This window comes from Streptomyces angustmyceticus, from assembly GCF_019933235.1.
Lineage (GTDB): Bacteria > Actinomycetota > Actinomycetes > Streptomycetales > Streptomycetaceae > Streptomyces > Streptomyces angustmyceticus.
Genome location: NZ_CP082945.1, coordinates 3,159,988 through 3,177,444, shown reverse-complemented (window position 1 = coordinate 3,177,444; position 17,457 = coordinate 3,159,988). Strand labels below are relative to the sequence as shown.

Annotated in this window: 12 protein-coding genes and 1 riboswitch; of the genes, 9 read left to right on the top strand and 3 right to left on the bottom strand. The window is 73.1% G+C overall.

Features of this window, described 5'->3' with window-relative positions; genetic code table 11:
• Positions 1-23 precede the first annotated feature (23 nt).
• Complete coding sequence (gene pdxR, locus K7396_RS14195; RefSeq protein ID WP_152104690.1) at positions 24-1,463, top strand: MocR-like pyridoxine biosynthesis transcription factor PdxR; 1,440 nt, start codon at positions 24-26, stop codon at positions 1,461-1,463.
• Between the two features lie 132 nt (positions 1,464-1,595).
• Here pdxR and K7396_RS14190 read toward each other — a convergent pair whose 3' ends face one another.
• On the bottom strand, positions 1,596-2,135 hold the full coding sequence (locus tag K7396_RS14190) for a GNAT family N-acetyltransferase (protein WP_086720510.1): 540 nt from the start codon (positions 2,133-2,135) through the stop codon (positions 1,596-1,598).
• A gap of 499 nt (positions 2,136-2,634) precedes the next feature.
• On the opposite strand from K7396_RS14190, the gene K7396_RS14185 reads away from it, so the two are divergent.
• The 6 genes from K7396_RS14185 (at position 2,635) to K7396_RS14160 (ending at position 11,739) form a co-directional block, all read left to right on the top strand.
• Complete coding sequence (locus K7396_RS14185; RefSeq protein WP_223659942.1) at positions 2,635-8,226, top strand: Ig-like domain-containing protein; 5,592 nt, start codon at positions 2,635-2,637, stop codon at positions 8,224-8,226.
• Between the two features lie 203 nt (positions 8,227-8,429).
• Entirely contained in the window at positions 8,430-8,834 is a 405-nt protein-coding gene (locus tag K7396_RS14180) for a hypothetical protein (protein WP_086720509.1), read from the top strand.
• Between the two features lie 15 nt (positions 8,835-8,849).
• The gene (locus K7396_RS14175; RefSeq protein ID WP_086720508.1) at positions 8,850-10,043 is read left to right on the top strand and encodes a glutathionylspermidine synthase family protein; all 1,194 of its coding nucleotides are present in this window, start codon (positions 8,850-8,852) and stop codon (positions 10,041-10,043) included.
• A 201-nt stretch (positions 10,044-10,244) separates the two neighbouring features.
• Entirely contained in the window at positions 10,245-10,730 is a 486-nt protein-coding gene (locus K7396_RS14170; protein WP_086720507.1) for a GNAT family N-acetyltransferase, read from the top strand.
• A 355-nt stretch (positions 10,731-11,085) separates the two neighbouring features.
• Positions 11,086-11,262 (top strand): hypothetical protein, encoded by a 177-nt coding sequence (locus tag K7396_RS14165; RefSeq protein ID WP_167392820.1) that lies wholly within the window; start codon positions 11,086-11,088, stop codon positions 11,260-11,262.
• Between the two features lie 189 nt (positions 11,263-11,451).
• Positions 11,452-11,739 (top strand): hypothetical protein, encoded by a 288-nt coding sequence (locus K7396_RS14160; protein WP_152104689.1) that lies wholly within the window; start codon positions 11,452-11,454, stop codon positions 11,737-11,739.
• Between the two features lie 198 nt (positions 11,740-11,937).
• Here K7396_RS14160 and rocD read toward each other — a convergent pair whose 3' ends face one another.
• Positions 11,938-13,143, bottom strand: a complete 1,206-nt coding sequence (gene rocD / locus K7396_RS14155) for an ornithine--oxo-acid transaminase (RefSeq protein WP_152104688.1) — start codon at positions 13,141-13,143, stop codon at positions 11,938-11,940.
• A 128-nt stretch (positions 13,144-13,271) separates the two neighbouring features.
• Positions 13,272-13,363, top strand: a riboswitch (ZMP/ZTP riboswitch).
• 41 nt (positions 13,364-13,404) lie between these two features.
• On the opposite strand from rocD, the gene K7396_RS14150 reads away from it, so the two are divergent.
• On the top strand, positions 13,405-14,691 hold the full coding sequence (locus tag K7396_RS14150) for a serine hydroxymethyltransferase (protein WP_152104687.1): 1,287 nt from the start codon (positions 13,405-13,407) through the stop codon (positions 14,689-14,691).
• Positions 14,692-14,768: 77 nt separating this feature from the next.
• On the opposite strand, the gene K7396_RS14145 is transcribed toward K7396_RS14150, so the two are convergent.
• Positions 14,769-16,040 carry a cytochrome P450 family protein gene (locus K7396_RS14145; RefSeq protein ID WP_152104686.1) on the bottom strand — a complete coding sequence of 424 codons (1,272 nt, stop codon included), beginning with the start codon at positions 16,038-16,040 and terminating at the stop codon, positions 14,769-14,771.
• Positions 16,041-16,314: 274 nt separating this feature from the next.
• Between K7396_RS14145 and trpS the strand changes: the two genes are divergently transcribed.
• Positions 16,315-17,325 carry a tryptophan--tRNA ligase gene (gene trpS, locus K7396_RS14140; RefSeq protein WP_086721832.1) on the top strand — a complete coding sequence of 337 codons (1,011 nt, stop codon included), beginning with the start codon at positions 16,315-16,317 and terminating at the stop codon, positions 17,323-17,325.
• Positions 17,326-17,457: the final 132 nt, after the last annotated feature.

Sequence of the window (17,457 nt, the reverse complement as noted above, 5' to 3'; positions counted from 1 at the left end):
GCGCAGCGGTATGGTCCATTTCCATGGAGGATTCGTGGGCCACTTTCGGCCGTGATCTGCATCTGGACCTCACCGGTCCCGGCGGGCTGCGCGCCGCGCTGCTGCGGGCGCTGCGGGAGGCCGTACGGTCCGGGCGGCTGGCCCCCGGCACCCGCCTGCCGTCCTCCCGCTCGCTCGCCGCGGACCTCGGCCTGGCCCGTAACACCGTCGCCGACGCCTACGCCGAACTCGTCGCCGAGGGCTGGCTCAGCGCCCGCCAGGGCTCCGGCACCCGCGTCGCCTGGGTGCACCTCCCCGACGGTGCCCGGGGGAGCGCGACGCCGCGTGCCACGCCCGCCGCCCGGCGCGCCCCCGCCCCGGCCGACCGCGCCGACCGGCCGCGCTTCGACCTCACCCCGGGCACCCCCGACGTCTCCGCCTTCCCCCGCACGGCCTGGCTGGCCGCCGCCCGCCGCGCCCTGACCGCCGCCCCCAGCGAAGCCTTCGGCTACGGCACCTCCCGCGGCCGCCCCGAACTCCGCACCGTCCTCGCCGACTACCTCGCCCGCGCCCGCGGCGTCCGCGCCGACCCCGAGCGCATCGTCGTCTGCGCCGGCTTCATGCAGGGGCTGGCCCTGCTCAGCCGCGCCCTGGGCCCCGGCCGGCTGGCCGTCGAGTCGTACGGCCTCGACTTCCACCGGGCCGTGATCACCCGCGCCGGCCTGCGCACCGTCCCGCTCCCCGTCGACGAACGCGGCGCGCGCACCGAGGAGCTGACCGCCCTCGACGAGGTCCGCGCGGCCCTCCTGACCCCCGCCCACCAGTTCCCCACCGGCGTACCGCTGCACCCCGACCGCCGGGCCGCCGCGGTCGGTTGGGCGCGCGCCACCGGCGGTTTCATCCTGGAGGACGACTACGACGGCGAGTTCCGCTACGACCGCCAGCCGGTCGGCGCCCTCCAGGGCCTGGACCCCGAACACGTCGTCTACCTGGGCACCGCCAGCAAGAGCCTCGCCCCCGCGCTGCGGCTGGCCTGGATGGTGCTGCCGGACCGTCTCGTCGATCCGGTGCTCGCCCTCAAGAGCACCGGCGAATGGCAGTCCGGCGCGCTGGACCAGCTCACGCTCGCCGAGTTCCTGTCCACGGGCGCCTACGACCGCCATCTGCGCGGGATGCGGCTGCGCTACCGGCGCCGCCGCGATCAGCTGGTGGCCGCCCTGGCCGACCGCGCGCCCCAGGTCCGGGCCTCCGGTATCGCCGCCGGCCTGCACGCCGTACTGGAACTCCCGCCCGGCACCGAGCAGTCCGTCCTGCACACCGCCCGCCGGCACGGCCTCGCCCTCGAGGGCCTGCACCGCTTCCACGACCCGACCGCCCCACCGGCCACCCGCGACGCCCTGGTGGTGGCGTACGGCACGCCGCCCGACCACTCCTTCGCCGGCGCCCTGGACGCCTTGCTCGGGGCGCTGCCGCCGGGGGAGTAGCGGGGGCGTGCGGGCGGGGGAGCGGGCGGCGCGCACCGGCGGGCGAGCGGACCGGTGCCTACCCATGCCTATGTGCCCACCGGTGCCCACGCATCTACCGGCGCCTACCGTGCCCACCTGCGGTGCCCCGGCTCACAACTCCCGTACGAACGACACCCGGTCGAGCCCCGGCCCGTCGTAGTCCTCGTGCACCGGCACGCCCTCGGCGTCGGTACGGTCCCCCGGCTCCAGCCGGAAGCCCATGCGCCGGTGGTACGCGACGGAGTTGCGGTTGTCGGGACTGGTGATGCAGCGGACCTGGCTGCGGCCGGCGGCGCGGGCCACGGCGAAGAAGCGCTCGTAGAGGGCGCTGCCGACGCCGTCCCCCCGGCCCTCGGGGCAGACGCCCACGAAGTGGATGTACGCGGTCGCGGGGTCCGACTGGGAGAGGAAGCCGATCAGAAAGGCGTGCAGGGTCCGGTCCGGGCGCTCGACGAGGAGGCTGGTGTCGGCGAAGTGCTGCAGGAACAGGCGCGGTACGAGCAACCGGCGCTGCAGCGCGCCCGCCTCACCGCCCAGCCCGTCCCACCACCCGACCAGAGCCACCTGGAGCCGCGCGTGGTCCGCGGGCGCCGGATGCCGCAGCGTCAGATCGCCGGGGAGCTGTCCCGGTACGTGGGTGCGCTCGGTCATGGTCTGCCTCCTCCGTGCGGCGGGCTGACGGGCACCCCGGCCTGCGGTTCTGCCCTACGGCGCTCCCTGCGACGCCGTCCCCGAGATCCCATGGTGCGCCTCCCGCTCCCCAACTGCGCCGTTGTGCGGAGATGTTGACCGTGGCGCGGCAGCGGCTCGCGGGGATGGCGCGTGCCGGGCGTCCGCCACCCGTGCCGACGTCCCGCACGGCCGCGCCCCGCAGGGTGCGCCGCGTGATGTCGCGCGAGCCGCCGCGCGCTGCGCCATTCAGGGCAAATGCGCGAACCGGCTCTGGCGTGGTGGCCTGATCTGCGCGCCTACTGATGCTATCGACCGGCGGGTTGCCCACCTGGCGGAGGACCGCGGCAGACAGCGGCGCATGGGCGTCGGCTGTTGCTGTCGTGCTCGCTCCCCAGGTGATGCCCACTTCCCGCAGAGCGTCACGCACGACGGGGAGCTGAACGGCCCGCCACCCTCATACCTTTCGGAGGGCCATTTCATGGCACCCACCTTCACCTTGGCGTCGGCCTCACCCAATCCGGCAGTCTTCGGCCAGCCGGTCACCCTGACCGCCACGGTCATCCCGCTGGGTGTGGGAACCCCCACCGGCACCGTCACCTTTGTCATCACCGGCGGGCCCACCGTGACGGGCACGCTCGTGGGCGGCACCGCGACCGTCACCGTCAGCAACATCAGTGTCGGCTTCCACACCATCACCGCGAATTACAACGGCAGCGCCCTGTTCTCGCCATCGAGCGGCCTGGCCTCCGTGACCGTGAACAAGGCGTCGACGACCACGACCGTCACCTCCTCGCCGGACCCGTCGACCTTCGGCCAGCCGGTGTCCATCACGGCGACGGTGGCCCCGGTCGCACCGGGGGCTGGGACCCCGACCGGCACGGTCACCTTCGTCATCAGCGGCGGCGGGGGCGGCACCCTGACGGCCCCGCTCTCCGGCGGCACGGCGACCGTCACCACCAGCAGTCTCAGCGTCGGCAACCACACCATCACCGCGACCTACAACGGCAATGCCCAATTCAATCCGTCCTCCGGCACCGACACCCAGACCGTGCAGGCGACCCTGCTGCCGACGACCACCACGGTCACCTCGTCCCCGGACCCGTCGGTCTTCGGGCAGGCGGTGACCTTCACGGCGACGGTCGCCCCCGTACCGCCCGGCTCGGGCACCCCGACCGGCACGGTGACCTTCGTGATCTCCGGCGGCCCCACGCTGACGGCCACCCTCTCGGGCGGCACGGCGAGCGTCACCACCAGCAGTCTCAGCGTGGGCTCCCATACGGTCACGGCGACCTACAGCGGCAGCGGCACCTTCGCCGGGTCGAGCGGCACGGACACCCAGACCGTCAACAAGGCGTCCACGACCACCTCGGTGACCTCGGCGCCCGACCCGTCGGCGGTCGGCCAGCCGGTGACGTTCACGGCGACGGTCGCCCCGGTCGCGCCGGGCGCGGGGACCCCGACCGGCACCGTCACCTTCGTGATCAGCGGCGGCCCGACCCTGACCGGCACTCTCTCGGGCGGCACGGCGAGCGTCACCACCAGCGCGCTCTCGCCCGGTACGCACACCGTCACCGCGACCTACAGCGGCGACGGCAATTTCAACGGCTCCAGCGGCACGGACACCCATACGGTCGGGCAGGCGGCGACGACGACCACGGTGACGTCGTCGCCCGATCCGTCGGTGGTCGGCCAGCCGGTGACGTTCACGGCGACGGTGGCCCCGGTGCCGCCGGGTGCGGGGACGCCGACGGGCACCGTCACCTTCGTGATCAGTGGCGGTCCGACGCTGACCGGGACCCTGTCCGGGGGCACGGCGAGCGTGAGCACCAGTGCGCTGTCGGCCGGTACGCACACGGTCACGGCGACGTACGGCGGTGACGCCAACTTCACGGGCTCCAGCGGCACCGACACCCAGACGGTCAACAAGGCGTCCACGACCACCACGGTGACGTCGTCGCCCGATCCGTCGGTGGTCGGGCAGTCGGTGACCTTCACGGCCACCGTGGCCCCGGTCTCGCCGGGTGCGGGGACGCCGACCGGCACGGTCACCTTCGTGATCAGTGGTGGCCCGACGCTGACCGGGACCCTGTCCGGGGGCACGGCGAGCGTGAGCACCAGTGCGCTGTCGGCCGGTACGCACACGGTCACGGCGACGTACGGCGGTGACGCCAACTTCAACGGCTCCAGCGGCACCGACACCCAGACCGTCAACCAGGCGGCCACGACCACCACGGTCACGTCCTTCCCCGACCCCTCCGTGACGGGACAGACGGTCAACTTCACCGCCTTCGTCGGGCCGGTGTTCCCCGGCGGCGGGGTGCCGACCGGAACCGTCGGCTTCGTCATCACCAACGGGGTCACGACCGTGACCCTCAGCGGCACCCTCGACGGCGCCGGCGTCGCCACGGTCAGCACCAACGGGCTGGTCACGGCGGGGGTTTACACCGTCACCGCGACCTACAGCGGGGACGCGAACTACACCGGCTCCAGCGACACCGACACCCAGACGGTCGGCCAGGCAGCGACCACGACCACGGTGACGTCGTCGCCGGACCCGTCGGTGACCGGGCAGCCGGTGACGTTCACGGCGACGGTGGCCCCGGTGGCGCCGGGCGCGGGGACCCCGACCGGCACGGTCACCTTCGTGATCAGCGGCGGCCCGACCCTGACCGGCACCCTGTCCGGCGGCGTCGCGACCGTCACCACCAGCGCGCTGGGCGCCGGCCTCCACACGGTCACGGCGACCTACAGCGGCGACGCCAACTTCGCCGGATCGGTGGGTACGGACACCCAGACGGTCAACCAGGCCGCGACGACGACCACGGTGACGTCGTCGCCCGATCCGTCGGTGACCGGGCAGCCGGTGACGTTGACGGCGACGGTGGCCCCGGTGGCGCCGGGCGCGGGGACCCCGACCGGCACGGTCACCTTCGTCATCAGCGGCGGCCCGACCCTGACCGGCACCCTGTCCGGCGGCGTCGCGACCGTCACGACGAGCGCCCTGAGCGTCGGCTCGCACACGGTCACGGCGACCTACAGCGGCGACGCCAACTTCACGGGATCGGTGGGTACGGACACGCAGACGGTCGGGCAGGCCGCGACCACGACCACGGTGACGTCGTCGCCGGACCCGTCGGTGACCGGGCAGCCGGTGACCTTCACGGCCACCGTGGCGCCGGTCGCGCCGGGTGCGGGCACGCCGACCGGCACGGTGACGTTCGTGGCGACGGACGGCGTGACGACGGTGACGCTGACCGGGACGCTCAGCGGCGGCACCACCAGCGTGACCACCAACGGCCTGGTGACCGCCGGGACGTACACGGTCACGGCGACCTACAGCGGCGACGCCGGCTTCACGGGATCGGTGGGTACGGACACCCAGACGGTCAACCAGGCGTCGACGACGACCACGGTGACGTCGTCGCCGGACCCGTCGGTGGTCGGACAGCCGGTGACGTTCACCGCGACGGTCGCTCCGGTGGCGCCGGGCGCGGGGACGCCGACCGGCACCGTCACCTTCGTGATCACCGGCGGCCCGACCCTGACCGGCACCCTCTCCGGCGGCGTCGCGACCGTCACGACGAGCGCCCTGAGCGTCGGGACGCACACGGTCACAGCGACCTACGGCGGTGACGGCAACTTCAACGGCTCCAGCGGCACCGACACCCAGACCGTCAACCAGGCGGCCACGACCACCACGGTCTCGTCGGCCCCGGACCCGTCCGTGGTCGGGGAAACGGTGACGTTCACGGCGACGGTCGCGCCGGTGGCGCCGGGCGCGGGGACGCCGACCGGCACGGTCACCTTCGTGGCCACCGATGGCGTGACGACGGTGACGCTGACCGGGACGCTCAGCGGTGGCACCACCAGCGTGACCACCAACGGCCTGGTGACCGCGGGCGCTTACACCGTCACGGCGACGTACAGCGGCGACGGCAGCTTCACCGGCTCGGTCGGTACGGACACCCAGACGGTCGGCCAGGCGTCGACCACGACCACGGTCTCGTCGGCCCCGGACCCGTCCGTGGTCGGGGAAACGGTGACGTTCACGGCGACGGTCGCTCCGGTGGCGCCGGGCGCGGGGACGCCGACCGGCACGGTGACGTTCGTGGCCACCGACGGCGTGACGACGGTGACGCTGACCGGGACGCTCAGCGGCGGCACCACCAGCGTGACCACCAACGGCCTGGTGACCGCGGGCGCGTACACCGTCACGGCCACCTACAGCGGCGACGCCAACTTCACGGGTTCCGTCGGCACGGACACCCACACGGTCGGGCAGGCGGCGACGACCACCACGGTGACCTCGTCGCCGGACCCGTCCGTGGTCGGCGAGTCGGTGACCTTCACGGCCACCGTGGCGCCGGTCGCGCCGGGAGCGGGCACGCCCACCGGCACGGTGGTGTTCGTGGCCACCGACGGGGTCACGACGGTGACGCTGACGGGGACGCTGAGCGGCGGCACCACCAGCGTCAGCACCAGCGGCCTGGTGACCGCCGGCGCGTACACCGTCACCGCGACGTACAGCGGCGACGCCAACTTCGCCACCTCCAGCGGCACGGACACCCAGACGGTCGGCCAGGCGTCGACGACGACCACGGTGACCTCGTCGCCGGACCCGTCCGTGGTCGGCGAGTCGGTGACCTTCACGGCCACGGTCGCGCCGGTCGCGCCGGGGGCGGGCACCCCGACCGGCACAGTGGCGTTCGTGGTCACCGACGGCGTGACGACGGTGACGCTGACGGGGACGCTCAGCGGCGGTACGACCAGCGTCAGCACCAGTGGCCTGGCGACCGCCGGGACGTACTCCGTCACGGCGACCTACAGCGGCGACACCAACTTCAACGGCTCGGTGGGTACGGACAGTCAGACGGTGACGGCGGCGGCGACCACCACCACCGTCACCTCGGCCCCGGACCCGTCCGTGGTCGGCGAGTCGGTGACCTTCACGGCCACCGTGGCGCCGGTCGCGCCGGGGGCGGGCACCCCGACCGGCACGGTGGTGTTCCTGGTCACCGACGGCGTGACGACGGTGACGCTGACCGGGACGCTCAGCGGCGGCACCACCAGCGTCAGCACCACCGGCCTGGTGACCGCGGGCGCGTACGCGGTCACCGCGACCTACAGCGGCGACGCCAACTTCACGGGCTCCGTCGGCACGGACACCCACACGGTCGGGCAGGCGTCGACCACCACCACGGTGACCTCGGCCCCGGACCCGTCCGTGGTCGGCGAGTCGGTGACCTTCACGGCCACCGTGGCGCCGGTCGCGCCGGGGACGGGCACCCCGACGGGCACGGTCACCTTCGCCATCAGCGGCGGCCCGACGCTGACCGGCACCCTTTCCGGAGGGACGGCCAGCGTCACCACCAGCGCGCTGAACGCGGGCACCTTCCCCGTCACCGCGACCTACAGCGGCGACGTCAACTTCGCGGCCTCCAGCGGCACCGACACCCAGACGGTGACGGCGGCGTCGACCACCACCACCGTCACGTCCGCGCCCGACCCGTCGGTCTTCGGGCAGACGGTGACCTTCACCGCCACGGTCACCCCGGTCCCCCCGGGCGCCGGGACGGTGACCGGCTCGGTCGTCTTCGTCATCGACGGCGGCGGGGGCGGCACGCTGACCGGCACCGTCTCCGGCGGCGTCGCGACCGTCACCACCAGCACACTCGACGCCGGAGTCCACAACGTCACCGCGACCTACAGCGGCGACGCCAACTTCAGCGGCTCCAGCGGCACGGACACCCAGACCGTCAGCCAGGCGGCCACGACCATCACGGCCACCTCGTTCCCCGACCCGTCCAACTCCGGCGACAACGTCGCGATCCTCGCGTTCGTCTCGGCGGTGGCGCCGGGCAGCGGCATCCCGACCGGGACGGTCGCCTTCACCGTCACCGACGGCGTGACCACCATCAGCCTCACCGGCACGCTCGACGGCTCCGGTGTCGCCGCGGTCAGCACCCCGCTGACCACCGGCGTCTACACCATCACGGCGGTCTACGGAGGTGACACCAACTTCACCGGCTCCACCGACACCGACACCCAGACGGTCCTCGCGGGCCCCTGATCCGCCGTCCCCCACCCCGCACCCACACCGCCGGGCCGTCCTCCCCGAGGGCGGCCCGGCGCCTGCACGCGCCCCGCCGGCAGGCCGGCCGGCAGGCCCGCGGCGCGTCCCCCGCCGGACCGGGCCTCCCGCCTTGCGGCGGCCCCACAGGTGCCGTCTACGCTGGCCCCGCTCCAACAGATGTTCACGGGGGAAGGCACGACATGGCAGAGAAAGCACGCCGGCGGCTGCGGTCCAGCACGGTCATACTCGGCGGCATGGGCGCCCTGGCCGCCGCGCTGACGTCCTGCGGCTCCGAGCCCGACAAGCGCTGCGTGGACCGCAACAGCTACGACGCCCTCAAGGGCTACCGCATCGTCGACTCCACGAACTGCTCGGCGGGCGGCAGCTCGTCCTCCGGCAGCACCGGCACCGGCGGCAGCGGCACGTCCGGCCGCGGCGGCGGGCTCGGCAAGAAGCCCGTCGACGGCCAGTGGTACTACGACCCGGACAACGCCGGCGGCAAGTACGCCGACCAGGGCACCTTCAGCAAGACCACGGCTGTCAACCGCGGCGGCTTCGGCTGCTCCGGCTCGGGCGGCGGCCGGCACGGCTCCTACGGCGGCTGAGCGGACCGGAACGGCATGGAACGCCACCTCATCGAGCCCCGCCCCGGCTGGCAGCAGACCGTCGAGGCACAGGGCCTGATCTACCCGCTGACCCGCTACCCGGACGACTCGCTGCGCCCCTACTGGGACGAGAGCGCCTACTACTCCTTCACCCTCCCCGAGGTCGAGGCCCTGGAGGACGTCGTCGAGGAGCTGCACGGCATGTGCCTGGCCGCGGCCGCGCACCTCGTCGAGCACGACCGCCTGGCCGACCTCGGCATCGAGGACCCGCGCCTGGCCCGCCTGGTCGCCGAGTCCTGGCGCCGCCGGGACGAACTCCCCTCCCTCTACGGGCGGTTCGACCTCCACTACGACGGCAGCGGCCCGGCCAAGATGCTGGAGTACAACGCCGACACCCCGACCTCGCTGGTCGAGGCGGCAGGACCGCAGTGGTTCTGGATGGAGGAGCGCTTCCCCGGCGCCGACCAGTGGAACTCGCTGCACGAGCGGCTGGTGGCGGCCTGGAAGCGGCAGGCCCCGCTGCTGCCGCCGGGCGCCCCGCTGCACTTCGCGCACTCCGCGGACGACGAACTCGGCGAGGACCTGATGACCGTCGCCTACCTGGAGGAGACGGCGCGGCAGGCGGGCCTGGAGACGGCCGCCATTCCGGTGGAGGAGATCGGCTGGGACCGGCTGTCCGGCCGCTTCGTCGACCAGCGGCTGCGCTTCATCCGGGCCTGCTTCAAGCTCTACCCGTGGGAGTGGCTGGCCACCGACGACTTCGGCCCGCACGTCCTGGACACCCTCGACAACGGCGGGGGCACCGGCACCACCCTGTGGATCGAGCCCGCCTGGAAGATGCTGCTCTCCAACAAGGCACTGCTGGCCATCCTGTGGGAGCTCTACCCCGGCCACCCCAACCTGCTGCCCGCCTACCTCGACGGCCCGCGCGAACTGGCCCACACCCGCGGCTACGCCGCCAAGCCACTCCTCGGCCGCGAGGGCGCCGGCGTCACCCTGCACCAGCCCGGCGCCGAACCGGCACCGCGCGCCCCCAAGGACCCCTGCTGCTACCAGGAACTGGCCCCGCTCCCGGACTTCGACGGCAACCGCGTCGTCCTCGGCGCCTGGGTCGTCGAAAACGAGGCGGCCGGCCTCGGCATCCGCGAATCGGCGGGCCCGGTCACCGACGAGTACGCGCGGTTCCTGCCGCATGTGATCCGCGGCTAGTGCTGTGACCGCGAAGGTTCACCGGGGTGGGGGCGTGGTGGTGGATGACGTCGCGGGGTAGCTGTTGGGCTGCTCCGAAATCGTTGGACGCCCTTTGGGTCAGTCAGCGAGCATCCGTAGGTGACAGATGAAGCCGATTACGGGGGACCGTTCACGCGGAGCCCGAGGTGCGTACGTTTTGTCGAGCTGTCCGGCGGGGCGATGTCCGCTTTGCTCGATGGTGACCTGTCCGAAGCCAGCAGGGTGGCTGGGGTTTCGCTGACCAGGTACTTCATGACCGACAGAGCACGGTGGCTATGGCGGTTCCGGCTCAACCAGATGGCCGCCGATCCCGGCCAGGCGCGGTGGATGGTGCGACAAGCGGTCGTCGGCGACAACGGTCTCGTCGTCGGACATGCCGGGTTCCACGGACCGCCTGATGAGGTCGGCATGGTCGAGATCGGCTACTCCGTCGCTCCCGACTTCCGTCGCCAGGGATACGCCCGATCCACACTGATCGAATTGCTCCACCGGGCAGCGGCTGAAGCCGCAGTCACGACTGTGCGGGCGACGATCAGCCCCGACAACGTGGCATCCCTGGCCACGATCTCGGGCTTCGGCTTCGTTGAAGTCGGAGAGCAGTGGGATGAGGAGGACGGTCGTGAACTCGTCTTCGAGGTTCCTGCTCGCCGGGTTCCACCCGCTTGATGGGAAGATTCACTACACACACGCCATTCTCCACACGGTGGCATCCGTCAGGGACACTCCCGGCGACACCGACGAGGCCGTCGCAGCACGAATGGAGCGCCAATGTGTCCGGTACACGGGAGGGCGCCGGTTCGCCTTCCTGATGGAGCTCTCCCTACCGTCGGGAAGACAAGTCGTTCACCCCGCGGAGACGTGATGACAAGCCCCATTCGGTACAGCGACCGCCCGTTGAACTGCCGCTGGACGGACGGCTATCGGACATCAGCGAATGCTCTGCGGCCACGGACACACGATGACGGAAGAACAGACCGGCCTGTGGGCCGCCCACATCTCACCGGCCGCGGTCGGAGCCTGAATGAGCGTGGTGAGCGTCGAGACCTACGAGACGCGCACGCCCGACCCCGAAGGCTGGCGCGGTGTGCCCTTCCGCCACCCGGCGGACATGGAGGAGGACGGCGGCAAACACGATGGCGGCCCGATGCCCCCGGAGGCTCCGCGTGAACCGTCGCCGCAGGGCGGGAACGGCAAGTAGCCCACGCCGGTAAGGGCAGAAGCGCTCCTGTTCCGGCACCCGGCCGGAGCAGGAGCGCGGTGCGTGGAGCGGACGAGTCGCCATGCGGCAGGCGGCGTCACGATCGAGGACCGCACGCCCCGGTGAACCTTCCGTGCCGGGCCCGCGTCTTTCCCCGCGATCGCGACCACCTGCCGGGGAGAACGAACCATGGCCGACAAGGACGTTGAGCAGAGCGACGAGCGGGGTTACGGCCCGGGGCCCTGGTGGGGGGATCTCGGGACGTGGGGGGCCGTCGGGCTGATCGTCTTCGGGGGGCTCGTGGCGGCATGGGTGTTTTTCCGGCTGCCCGGTACCCCCGACGAGCCGGCGTCCGGCTACTACGGGGCGGCCAAGGTCATCGCCATCGGCCTGGTGGTGGTGGGAAGCACTCTGCTCGGCCGTCGTCGCAGCCGGGCGGCAGCCAGCGGCGAGACGAAGGAGCGGGAGGGTGCCTGACACCACCGGCCGGTGAGCGACGGTAGACGGCGGCGGCGTCCGGAACCCCCGTACGACCTCACCGACCTCACCGGTCACTGGCCGAACTCACGGCATCCGCAGGCACATCGGAGTCGCTCACAGGGCAGCCGTTCGCGGGGGGGCGGCGCACGAGGGAAGCCCGCGTCCGGCCTCGCCTCATCCCTCCCGGTCTCCGCCTCATCCCTCCAGCACGCCGCGCAGTTGGTCCAGCCCCCAGTCCAGGTCCTCCTTGCTGATCACCAGCGGTGGTGCGAGCCGGATCGTGGCGCCGTGGGTGTCCTTGACCAGCACGCCGCGCTCCATCAGCCGCTCGGAGACGTCCCGGCCGGTGCCGCGTGACGGGTTGATGTCCACCCCGGCCCACAGGCCGCGGCCGCGCACCGCGTCCACCGCGCCGCCGCCCACCAGCAGCCCCAGCTCGCCGTGCAGATGCTCGCCGAGCTCCGTGGCCCGCTGCTGGAGCTCGCCGGTCCGCAGCATCGCCAGCACCTCCAGCGCCACCGCGCAGGCGAGCGGGTTCCCGCCGAAGGTCGAGCCGTGCTCGCCCGGTGCGAAGACGCCGAGCACCTCGCGGGAGGAGACCACCGCCGACACCGGCACCACACCGCCGCCCAGCGCCTTGCCCAGCACGTACATGTCGGGGACCACGCCCTCGTGCTCGCAGGCGAAGGTCCGGCCGGTGCGGCCCAGGCCCGACTGGATCTCGTCGGCGATGAAGAGCACGTTCCGGCCGCGGGTCAGCTCGCGTACGCCCGCCAGGTAGCCCGGCGGCGGCACCAGCACCCCCGCCTCGCCCTGGATCGGCTCCAGCAGCACCGCGACCGTGGTGTCGTCGAGGGCGGCCTCCATCGCGGCCAGGTCGCCGTACGGGACGCTCTCGAAGCCGGGGGTGTACGGGCCGAAGCCGGCGCGCGCCTCGGGGTCGGTGGAGAACGAGACGATGGTGGTCGTCCGGCCGTGGAAGTTGTTGTCCGCGACGATGATCTTCGCCCGGCCGTCGGGGACGCCCTTGATCTCGTAGCCCCACTTGCGGGCCGTCTTCACCGCCGTCTCGACCGCCTCGGCGCCGGTGTTCATCGGGAGCACCAGCTCCATCCCGCACAGCTCGGCGAGCCGGGTGCAGAAGTCGGCGAACCGGTCGTGGTGGAAGGCGCGGGAGGTGAGGGTGACCCGTTCCAGCTGCGCCCTGGCCGCGTCGAGCAGGCGGCGGTTGCCGTGCCCGAAGTTGAGCGCGGAGTACCCGGCGAGCATGTCCAGGTAGCGCCGGCCCTCCACGTCCGTCATCCAGGCGCCCTCGGCGGTGGCCACGACGACGGGCAGCGGGTGGTAGTTGTGCGCGCTGTGGGCCTCGGCGGCGGCGATGCCGCGTTCCGTGGACGTCACCGGTGACTCCGTTCGGTAGAGCGTGGGGCGCGGGCGGTGCCGCGTCCCCTTCCATTGTCGCGCCCCGCCCCGCGCCACCGGCCTGCGAAGATCCGCCGGAAGGCGCCGGAGGGTGTCCTAGACTCAGCGGTGCGCACCGCGACTGGCGTACGAGGAAGCAACCTCGAGGAAGCGGTGTGCGGCCACCATCACGAGGTGCCGCCCCGCCTGGGCACCCCGGGACCACGACCGGACCACCGATCGACCGCCCCGGAGGACAGCATGTCCCAGTCCCGCACGTCCCGGCCCCTTCCGCATCCCGCGCTGAGCGCCGCCGACCCCGAACTCGCCGCGCTGGTCGGCGCCGAGGAGCAGCTCCAGGCCGACACGCTGCGACTGATCCCCAGCGAGAACTACGTCTCCGCCGCCGTCCTGGAAGCCACCGGCACCGTCCTGCAGAACAAGTACAGCGAGGGGTACGCGGGCCGCCGCTACTACGAAGGCCAGCAGAACATCGACCGCGTCGAGACCCTGGCCGTCGAGCGGGCCAAGGCCGTCTTCGGCGTGGAGCACGCCAACGTCCAGCCGTACTCCGGCTCGCCCGCCAACCTCGCCGCCTACCTCGCCTTCGCCGAGCCCGGCGACACCGTGCTGGGGATGGCGCTGCCGATGGGCGGCCACCTCACGCACGGCTGGGGCGTCTCGGCGACCGGTACGTGGTTCCGCGGCGTCCAGTACGGCGTCCGCCCCGACACCGCGCTGATCGACTTCGACGAGGTGCGCGACCTCGCCCGCAAGGAGCGCCCGAAGATCATCTTCTGTGGCGGCACCGCCGTCCCGCGCACCATCGACTTCGCCGCGTTCGGCGAGATCGCCCGGGAGGTCGACGCCGTCCTCGTCGCCGACATCGCCCATATCGCGGGCCTGATCGCGGGCGGCGCCCACCCCTCGCCCGTCCCGCACGCGGACGTCATCTCCACCACCACCCACAAGACCCTGCGCGGCCCGCGCGGCGCCATGCTGATGTCCCGGGCGAGCCACGCCAAGGCCGTCGACAAGGCCGTCTTCCCCGGCCTGCAGGGCGGTCCGCACAACCACACCACCGCCGCCATCGCGGTCGCCCTGCGCGAGGCGGCCGCCCCGTCCTTCCGCGACTACGCGCACGCCGTCGTCGCCAACGCCGAGGCGCTCGCCGAGGCGCTGCTGGTCCGCGGCTACGACCTGGTCTCCGGCGGCACCGACAACCACCTGGTGCTGATCGACCTCACCGCGCAGGGCGTGCCGGGCAAGGCCGCGGCGAAGGCCCTGGACCGGGCCGGCATCGTCGTCAACTACAACACCGTCCCCTTCGACCCCCGTAAGCCCTTCGACCCCTCCGGCATCCGCATCGGCACCCCGTCCCTCACCTCCCGCGGGCTGGGGACGGACCGGATGCCGCTGGTCGCCGAGTGGATCGACCGCAGCGTCCGGGCCGCGGCCAAGGGGGACGAGGAGGCGCTGACCGTGATCCGCGGCGAGGTCGCGGACCTGATGGCCGGCTACCCGGCGCCGGGGCTGCCGGTCACCTGACGGCGGTGGGGCCGGGGAGGGCGGAGCCGTGGCTCCCGGCCCCGACCCTGGCCCCGCCCCCGGCCCCGTCCCCCCGCTCAGCCGCCCAGCCGCACCGGCAGGACGTGGGTGCTGTTGCCGATGAAGCTCCGGTGCGGCGGCAGCTCCGCGTCCGGGACGGCGAGGTCCAGCGCCGGATAGCGGGCGAAGAGCGCCTCCAGGGCGACGGTGGCCTCCAGCCGGGCCAGCGGCGCGCCCAGGCAGTAGTGCGGCCCGTGGCCGAAGGAGAGGTGCCGGGCGGCGGACCGCCGGGTCACGTCGAACCGGTCCGCGCCGGGCCCGTACGCCTCCGGATCCCGGCCGGCCGCGGAGTAGGAGGCCAGCATCGGGGTGCCGCGGGGGACGAGGGTGCCGCCGATCTCCAGGTCCCGTACCGGGTAGCGGAACGGGAAGTGGGCGACGGGGCTGTCGTGGCGCAGGGTCTCCTCGACCACGTCGTCCCAGGTCGCCCGCCCGCCGCGGACCAGCTCCAGCTGCCCGCGGTCGGTGCACAGCGCCCGGACCGCGTTGGTGATCAGATTGAGCGTGGTCTCGTGCCCGGCGATGATCATCAGCAGCAGGGTGCCGGCCAGCTCCCCGGCGCTCAGCCGGTCGCCGTCCTCCTCCTGGGCGGCGAGCAGCGCGCTGGTCAGGTCGTCGCCCGGGTCCGCCCGCCGGGCCTCGGCGACCTGCGTGAGGACGGCGATGATCTCGCGGTGGGCGGCCTGCGCGCCCTCCGCCGTGCCGACGATCAGGTTCGACAGCTCGTGCAGCCGGTCGCGCAACGCGGCCTCCACCCCCAGGAGTTCGCAGATCACGGCCATCGGCAGCGGATAGGCGAAGTGCCGGCGCAGCTCCACCGTGCCGTCGGCCGCGGCGGCCGCGGGCAGCCCGTCCAGCAGCCCGGCCGTCAGCTCCGCCACCCGGGGCCGCAGCGCCGCCACCCGCCGCGCGGTGAACGCCTGGGTCACCAGGCCGCGCAGCCGCCGGTGATCGTCCCCGTCGGCCGTGGTCATGCCCTCGACGGTGGCGAACGTGGCCAGCGGCCAGCCGGGCGGCACGGTGCCGTCGTGCAGGGCCGTGAAGTGGCAGGCGTTCTTGGCGACTTCGGGGTGGGCCAGCACCTCGCGCAGCACCTCGTGACGGGTGACGGCGACCGCGGGCACGTCCCCGGGCAGCAGCACCGGGACCACCGCCCCGGCGGCCCGCAGCCGCGCGTCGGCCGCGGCCCGGCCGGCGCCTCCGGGGGCGAGCCGGTGCGGCGCCCCACCCGGTCGTGCGGGGCAGGCGGCGCCACCGGACGGGGGAGCGGGGCGGCGGTCGTCGGTCATCGGCGGTCCTCACAGATCGGGGCGGAGATCCGGGGCGGTGCACCGGCCCGCACGGTGCGGACCACGACGCACGGCCCACGATCCCAGCTCCCGCCCGCCTCGAACAGGCCGCCGCCGCGCCGCCGCGAGGCCGCGCCCACCCCGTCCGCGCGCCCCTGCCGCGGGCTTGCGCCACCATGCGCCCCGGCCCCCTTGCCGACCTGAGACAATCGGTGCCATGGCTCTTGATCGCCCGTCCGTCGCCCATCACCAGCCCCAGGGGAATGGCTCCGCCATGCAGCATCGTCCGCGCGTGCTCTCCGGCATCCAGCCCACCGCCGGCTCCTTCCACCTCGGCAACTACCTCGGCGCGGTGCGCCAGTGGGTGGCCATGCAGGAGTCGCACGACGCCTTCTACATGGTGGTCGACCTGCACGCGATCACCGTCCCGCAGGACCCGGCGGAGCTGCGCCGCAACACCCGGATCGCGGCCGCCCAGCTGCTGGCGGCGGGCCTCGACCCGGAGCGCTGCACGCTCTTCGTCCAGAGCCATGTGCCCGAGCACGCCCAGCTCGCCTGGGTCATGAACTGCGTCACCGGCTTCGGCGAGGCGTCGCGGATGACCCAGTTCAAGGACAAGTCCGCCAAGCAGGGCGCGGAGGGCACGACGGTCGGCCTGTTCACCTACCCCGTGCTGATGGTCGCCGACATCCTCCTCTACCAGGCCGACCAGGTCCCGGTCGGCGAGGACCAGCGCCAGCACCTGGAGCTGACCCGCGACCTCGCGGACCGCTTCAACGGCCGCTTCGGCGACACCTTCACCATCCCCAACCCGTACATCGTCAAGGAGACGGCGAAGATCTTCGATCTTCAGGACCCGTCGATCAAGATGAGCAAGTCCGCCTCCTCGCCCAAGGGCATCGTCGACCTGCTCGACGACCCCAAGGTCACCGCGAAGAAGGTCAAGAGCGCGGTGACGGACACCGACACCGTCATCCGCTTCGACCGCGAGGCGAAGCCGGGCGTCAGCAACCTCCTGTCGATCCTCTCCACGCTCACCGGCACCTCCGTACCGGACCTGGAGCGGTCCTACGAGGGCAAGATGTACGGCGCGCTGAAGACGGATCTCGCCGAGGTGATGGTCGATTTCGTCACACCGTTCCGCAACCGCACCCAGGAATACCTCGACGACCCCGAGACCCTGGACGCGATTTTGGCCAAGGGCGCGGAGAAGGCCCGCGGGGTCGCCGCCGAGACCCTCGCCACCACCTATGACCGGCTCGGATTGCTGCCGGCCAAGCACTGAGCCGACCGTCGGCGCACGGCCCGGAGCACCCCTGAGGCGGGCCGCTCCGGGCCGCGTGGACGCCACCGGACCAGGGGCCCCCACCCGCGGCGGCTCCTGCGTCCGCTCACAAGACGGCCGAGGACGCTCCCC

Bases quoted from the DNA above. Each gene is read 5' to 3' on its own strand.
- K7396_RS14190 (WP_086720510.1), bottom strand. From the start codon at position 2,135: ATGACCGAGCGCACCCACGTACCGGGACAGCTCCCCGGCGATCTGACG.
- K7396_RS14150 (WP_152104687.1), top strand. From the start codon at position 13,405: ATGTCCCAGTCCCGCACGTCCCGGCCCCTTCCGCATCCCGCGCTGAGC.
- K7396_RS14180 (WP_086720509.1), top strand. From the start codon at position 8,430: ATGGCAGAGAAAGCACGCCGGCGGCTGCGGTCCAGCACGGTCATACTC.
- pdxR (WP_152104690.1), top strand. From the start codon at position 24: ATGGAGGATTCGTGGGCCACTTTCGGCCGTGATCTGCATCTGGACCTC.
- K7396_RS14165 (WP_167392820.1), top strand. From the start codon at position 11,086: ATGAGCGTGGTGAGCGTCGAGACCTACGAGACGCGCACGCCCGACCCC.
- K7396_RS14185 (WP_223659942.1), top strand. From the start codon at position 2,635: ATGGCACCCACCTTCACCTTGGCGTCGGCCTCACCCAATCCGGCAGTC.
- K7396_RS14170 (WP_086720507.1), top strand. From the start codon at position 10,245: ATGTCCGCTTTGCTCGATGGTGACCTGTCCGAAGCCAGCAGGGTGGCT.
- K7396_RS14145 (WP_152104686.1), bottom strand. From the start codon at position 16,040: ATGACCGACGACCGCCGCCCCGCTCCCCCGTCCGGTGGCGCCGCCTGC.
- K7396_RS14160 (WP_152104689.1), top strand. From the start codon at position 11,452: ATGGCCGACAAGGACGTTGAGCAGAGCGACGAGCGGGGTTACGGCCCG.
- K7396_RS14175 (WP_086720508.1), top strand. From the start codon at position 8,850: ATGGAACGCCACCTCATCGAGCCCCGCCCCGGCTGGCAGCAGACCGTC.
- trpS (WP_086721832.1), top strand. From the start codon at position 16,315: ATGCAGCATCGTCCGCGCGTGCTCTCCGGCATCCAGCCCACCGCCGGC.